The sequence below is a fragment of the Methylobacterium amylolyticum genome, from assembly GCF_030700245.1.
Lineage (GTDB): Bacteria > Pseudomonadota > Alphaproteobacteria > Rhizobiales > Beijerinckiaceae > Methylobacterium.
Genome location: NZ_JAUYZI010000110.1, coordinates 1 through 5,481, shown reverse-complemented (window position 1 = coordinate 5,481; position 5,481 = coordinate 1). Strand labels below are relative to the sequence as shown.

6 protein-coding genes and 1 pseudogene are annotated in these 5,481 nt (G+C 70.9%); 4 read left to right on the top strand and 3 right to left on the bottom strand.

Annotation, left to right across the window (positions count from 1 at the left end):
* Positions 1 to 393, bottom strand: a 393-nt coding sequence (locus tag Q8W71_RS32240) for an IS5 family transposase (protein WP_305528398.1), incomplete at its 3' end; no start/stop codon positions are given.
* 69 nt (positions 394 to 462) lie between these two features.
* Positions 463 to 912, bottom strand: coding sequence for a hypothetical protein (locus Q8W71_RS32235; protein WP_305529407.1), 450 nt, complete (start codon positions 910 to 912; stop codon positions 463 to 465).
* A 213-nt stretch (positions 913 to 1,125) separates the two neighbouring features.
* Between Q8W71_RS32235 and Q8W71_RS32230 the strand changes: the two are divergent.
* The 4 genes and pseudogenes from Q8W71_RS32230 to hpxZ form a co-directional block, all read left to right on the top strand.
* Positions 1,126 to 2,345 (top strand): annotated as a pseudogene (locus tag Q8W71_RS32230) (ABC transporter ATP-binding protein); the annotation flags it as partial.
* 19 nt (positions 2,346 to 2,364) lie between these two features.
* On the top strand, positions 2,365 to 2,577 hold the full coding sequence (locus tag Q8W71_RS32225; protein ID WP_305529409.1) for a DUF4089 domain-containing protein: 213 nt from the start codon (positions 2,365 to 2,367) through the stop codon (positions 2,575 to 2,577).
* Positions 2,574 to 3,896, top strand: a complete 1,323-nt coding sequence (locus Q8W71_RS32220) for an AtzE family amidohydrolase (RefSeq protein WP_305529408.1) — start codon at positions 2,574 to 2,576, stop codon at positions 3,894 to 3,896. The genes Q8W71_RS32225 and Q8W71_RS32220 overlap by 4 nt, the downstream gene beginning before the upstream one ends.
* A gap of 8 nt (positions 3,897 to 3,904) precedes the next feature.
* The gene (gene hpxZ, locus Q8W71_RS32215) at positions 3,905 to 4,285 is read left to right on the top strand and encodes an oxalurate catabolism protein HpxZ (RefSeq protein WP_305529406.1); all 381 of its coding nucleotides are present in this window, start codon (positions 3,905 to 3,907) and stop codon (positions 4,283 to 4,285) included.
* A 155-nt stretch (positions 4,286 to 4,440) separates the two neighbouring features.
* Here the strand turns inward: hpxZ and Q8W71_RS32210 are convergent.
* Positions 4,441 to 5,481: transposase (locus tag Q8W71_RS32210; RefSeq protein ID WP_305529405.1), on the bottom strand; the 1,041-nt coding region annotated here is incomplete at its 5' end.

The window sequence follows — 5,481 nt, the reverse complement described above, 5'->3', positions numbered from 1 at the left end:
AGCGGCCGAGCGCCTGATCGGGGGCCGGCTCGGACGCGGGCTGATCGCCAGACCCCCTTTTTTCGCGCCCGCCGCATGTTGGTGGGCGCGCACGATGGTGGAATCCACGATCAGGTACTCGAAATCGGGATCATCCGACAGCGCCGCGAAGATGCGCCACCACACGCCCTTCTGGCTCCAGCGGCTGAAGCGGCGGAACACGCTGTTCCACTCACCGAACGCAGCGGGCAGATCACGCCAGGGCGCGCCGGTGCGCACGATCCACAGCACGCCTTCGACGAACATCCGGTTGTCGCGCCCGGTCGAGCCGCGCTGATCGGGACGTCCGATGATCAGCGGTGCCATCCGCTCCCACTGCGCGTCGCTGAGAACCAAGCGATCCTGAACGCTCAAGGCTGTCCTCCAAAAGACAGCCTTGAATCACGCCTCCCGCTGAACGTGAACCCCAACAGTCCACACACCCTAGGCTGCTCGTCGCAGGTGGCGCATGCCAAAGTGATTGCCCGCGCCGGCTCGAGTGCTGCCGCCCAACTCGCCGCCTACGAAGCCGCCACGGACAGCGGAGCCCGTGACGACGCGGCGCTGAAGGCGGTCATCGACTGGCTGGCGGCGGAGACGAGCAGGGGCGTTGATTGAAACTAGATGTTTGGTCCACATGAAGGAGTGAGCCTCTGCTGCAGATACATCAACCGATGCCGTTTGCGCCGGTGTTATCGCTTCCGTCATCGGTCGCGGCGTGAGGCGCGCAGCAAAGAACGCTATCATTCCAACCAAAGTCATGCAGGCGCACATCAGGAAAATTACTACAAGAAATTCTTTGATGGCCTCGACGTGGCGTTTCGCGTTGAAGATGCAGTAGCCGCCAGCGGTAAATACGGTCGCGGCGATCAACGGAAGAGTGAGGTTGAGCATCAGACCTGCTACCGTGGATCGGTGATGGCGCGCGGATTGCCCTCGGTCCCCTCGCTAATGCGAGAAACATGCAGCACTGCAACAAGGACGCGCATCGCTGGCATGCGCGGGGTGGGCGCCTTGCACGCTACCTGCTCGACTGGTGCCACGACGACAAGCCGACGTGGTTCGCCATCCGTGGTGCGGAGGGGGGAGCGAGCCGCATCCCCTCCGTACCCGTTCAATCTGTCGGGCGGCATATGCCAGCGCGTGGTGATCGCCCTGGCGCTGGCCTGCCGGCCGCAGCTCCCCATCGCCGACGAGCCGACGACCGGCCTCGACGTGACGACGCAGAAGGCTGTGATGGACCTCGTCGTCGAGCAGATCCGCGAGCGCGGCATGTCGACGATCCTGATCACCCACGATCTCGGGCTGGCCGCCGCCTATTGCGACGACGTAGCGGTGATGCAGGAGGGGCGGGTCGTTGAGACCGCGCCCGCGGCGGCGATCTTCCCCGCGCCCGCCCACGATTACATCCGCCGGCTGATGCGGGCAACGCCGCGCCCCGGCATCGGCCTGCGCGACCTCCTGCCCCGAGAGGTACCAACTCCGGCACCCGCTCCAGTCCCCGCCCCGGCAACCGCGGGCGCGCCGCTCCTGACCGTCACGAACCTCGTCAAGGACTACCCCTGCCAGGGTGCGACCGGAACGATGGCACGGGTGTTCCGCCGGGGCGGGGGCGTTCCGGGCGGTGGACAGCCTGTCGTTCGAGATCCGCCGGGGCGAGAGCGTCGGCCTCGTCGGCGAGTCCGGCTGCGGCAAGTCTACCACCTCGGCGATGGTGATGCAGCTCCTCGATCCGAGCGCCGGGACGATCGTGTTCGACGGGCAGGAGATCGGCGCGATCCCCGCCGCCCGCTTCGCCCGCTACCCGCTCCGGTCGAAGATCCAGATGGTCTTCCAGGATCCGACCGACAGCCTGAATCCGCGCCACACCGCGGCGCGGGCCATCAGCGATCCCCTCCTCCGCTTCCGCGCGGCGACCGGTCCGGCCATGCGCGCGCTGCGAGGAGCTGGCGCGGCTGGTCGGCCTACCGGTCGATCTCCTCGACCGCTTTCCCCACCAACTCTCCGGCGGGCAGAAGGCCCGAGTCGGCATCGCCCGGGCGATCGCCCTCGACCCCACCTTCGTCGTCCTCGACGAGCCCACCGCGGCGCTCGACGTGTAAGTCCAGGCTGCTGTCCTCAACCTGTTCGCCGACCTTAAGGCCCGGCTCGGGATGGGCTACCTCTTCGTTAGCCACGACCTGCAGGTGGTGCGCATGCTCTGCGACCGGGTGCTCGTGATGCGCGGGGGCCGGATCGTGGAGGAGGGCACGGCGCAAGGCTTGCTGGAGACGCCGAGCGCCGCCTACACCCGCGAACTGATCGCCGCCATCCCGCCCCCCGGTCTGACGCACCCACGGTCTGAGCATGCCCGATCTCACGCCCCTCGCCCCGCTCCCCGACGACGCCGCGCTGGACGCAGTCGTGGACGCGATGCTGCCGCTGCTGGGCCTCGCCGCCGAACCGGGCTGGCGCGGACCGATCCTCCAGAATTTCCGGATGGTCTCCGGCGCCGCGCGCCTCGTCCTGGAGTTCCCGCTGCCCGACGAACTCGAGCCCGCGCCCAGGTTCGAGCCGTGAGCGCCCACGCCGCCATCACCGCGACGCTCGCCCGGATCGACGCGCTCGACCACAGGGTCAACGCCTTCACCGCGCTGACCCGCGAGCGGGCACTGGCTCGGGCGGAGGCCGTCGACCGGGGCGCGGTCGCGGGGCCACTCGCCGGGGTGCCGTTCGCGGTCAAGAACTTGTTCGACGTCGCCGGGCTGCCCACCCTGGCGGGCTCCAAAATCAACCGCGAGCGCCCGCCCGCGGCGCACGACGCTTTCCTGATTCGGCAGCTGGAGGCGGCGGGCGCGATCCTCGTCGGCGCCCTGAACATGGGCGAGTACGCCTACGACTTTACGGGCGAGAACGTCCACGACGGGCCCTCGCGCAACCCGCACGACCTCACGCGCATGACCGGGGGCTCCTCCGGCGGCTCAGGGGCGGCCACCGCCGCCGGCCTCGTGCCGCTGGCGCTCGGGTCGGACACGAACGGCTCGATCCGCGTGCCGTCGGCCTTCTGCGGCGTGTTCGGGCTGAAGCCCACCTTCGGGCGGCTGTCGCGCGCGGGCACCTTCCCGTTCGTGGCGAGCTTTGACCATCTCGGGCCGATGGGCTGTTCGACCTCTGAGATCGCCGCCGCCTACGACGTTATGCAGGGCCGCGACGTGGACGATCACTGGCAGGTGGCGCGGCCGGTCGAGCCGGTCCTGCCCAACCTCGACCGGGGCGTGGGGGGCCTGTGCATCGCGGTGGCGGACGGCTATTTCACCCGCGGCGCGGAGCCCGAGGCGCTGGCCGCAGTCCGGATGGCGGCCGAGGCCCTGGGCGCCGACGGCACGGCCGAGCTGCCCGAGGCCGCCCGCGCGCGCGCTGCGGCCTACGTGATCTCGGCGGCCGAGGGCGCTTCGCTCCACCTCGACCGTCTGCGCGCTCGCCCGGTCGACTTCGACCCGGCGACCCGCGACCGGCTGATCGCCGGGTCGATGATCCCCGCCGCCTGGGTCCAGCGGGCGCAGCGCTTCCGCCGCTGGTACCGCGATGCCGTGCTCAGCCTGTTCGAGGGAGTAGACCTGATCCTCGCCCCCGCGACGCCGTTCCGCGCGCCCAGACTCGGCCAGACGACCATGACCCTCGACGGGGTCGAGATGCCCCTGCGACCCAACATCGGCGTGTTCACGCAGCCGATCTCGTTCATCGGCCTGCCGGTGGCGGCCGTGCCGGTCTGGCCGGATGCCGGCCTGCCGCTCGGCGTGCAGGTCATTGCCGCCCCCTGGCGCGAGGATCTCGCCCTCCGCGCGGCCCGCACCCTCGAGCGGGCGGGCGTCGCTCGCGCCCCGGTCGCCGCACTCTGAGGTTCGCGATGGATATCGACCTGCCCGAGGTGAAGGCTGAGGTGGAGGCAGCCTTCGCCCGCTACGAGGCGGCGCTCGTCGCCAACGACGTGGCGACGCTGGAAGCGCTGTTCCGGGACGATCCCGCCACCATCCGCTACGGGATGGGCGAGAACCTCTACGGCATGGACGCGATCCGCGCCTTCCGCCGCGCCCGCCCCGCGGCCGGGCTGGCGCGGCGCCTGGAGCGGACCGTCATCACCACATACGGCCGCGACTGCGCCACCGCCTCGACCCTCTTCCACCGCGAGGGCGCCCCCGGGAAGGTCGGCCGGCAGATGCAGACCTGGGTCCGCTTGCCCGAGGGCTGGCGCGTGGTGGCCGCGAGCGTGAGCCTGATCGATGGCTGAGGGACCCTTCACCCTGGCCGAGTGCCGCGCCTCCTACGCGGGCGGCGCCCTAGAGCGGCGACCGTCCGGTTTGAGTCGGTTTCGGCGGTTTTCACGGGCGGCGTCCCGTGATTGCGTACGGGGCCTTCCCGGGAGAGGCACATGCCCCAGCCCTTTCAAGGTGTTTTGCTTGCCAGGCGGGTTGCGGTGGAGAAGTGGAGGCCGCTGGTGGGCCCGGACTTTGCCGTTCGATCCTTGGGTTTTCGGCGGCCGGCTCTGACGCGTGCGGGGTCGATGCGGCGGGCCAAGCTCAGCAGGCGCGCGGCCAGGGCTGGCGGGTCGATCGGGCCGCAGGCCGCCCAGTGCTCGGGCGGCAGGGCGATGCACAGGCCATCGTAGCCGCTGCGGATCTGCAGCACGAGGTGATACAGCGACACCTTCGGCGCGGCCCCCGCGTCCGGGGCGTGCGCGCGCTCCACGCAGCGCTCGATCAGCGCCAGCACGTTGTAGGCCAGCAGCGCCACGCTGAAGCCGAGAAGCGCCGCGCGCGGATGACCGAGGCTCGGGATCTCGCTGCGCAACACGCCCTCCAGACGCTGGAACATGCCCTCGATGCGCCAGCGGTCCCGGTAGGCCTGCGCGATCTGCGCGGCCGTCACCGTGGCCGGCAGGTTGCTCCACAGCCGCAGCACCCGGTCGCCCGCCTGGGTCGGCTGCGCCAGGGTCAGTTCGATGCGCCGCCACGGGACGGCCTGCTCCGGGCCCGACGGCTCCTGGGGTAGATGCTCCTGGGGCGGAGGCTCCTGGGGTGGATGCTCCTGGGGTGGATCGAGCGTGATCGTCTGCTCGCGCAGGCGGCCCGTCTCGGTCCGGCCCGCCGCGTGCCAGTCTCCCGCATCCCGCAGGCGGGGATGGTTGGCGTGCTCGCGCACCACGAAGCTGGCCCCGGCCGCCGCCCAGCCGCGCAGCAGCGCGCCGGGGCAGAAGTGGCGGTCGCCGATCCAGACCTGTCCCGGACCGGCCCGTTCCAGCAGGGGGGCGGCCAGGGCACGCTCGTGCTGGTAGGCGTCCTCGCCCGCCACCAGATCGGTCACCAGGCCGCTGTCGGGATCGTAGACCACCATCGCCAGCCCGGGCAGGGCCGCCCCGCGCACGCCGCGCAGGGCCTTCAGGCGCTTCTGGCTGGCCGGCAGGTGGTTGCCGTCGAGGATCCGGAT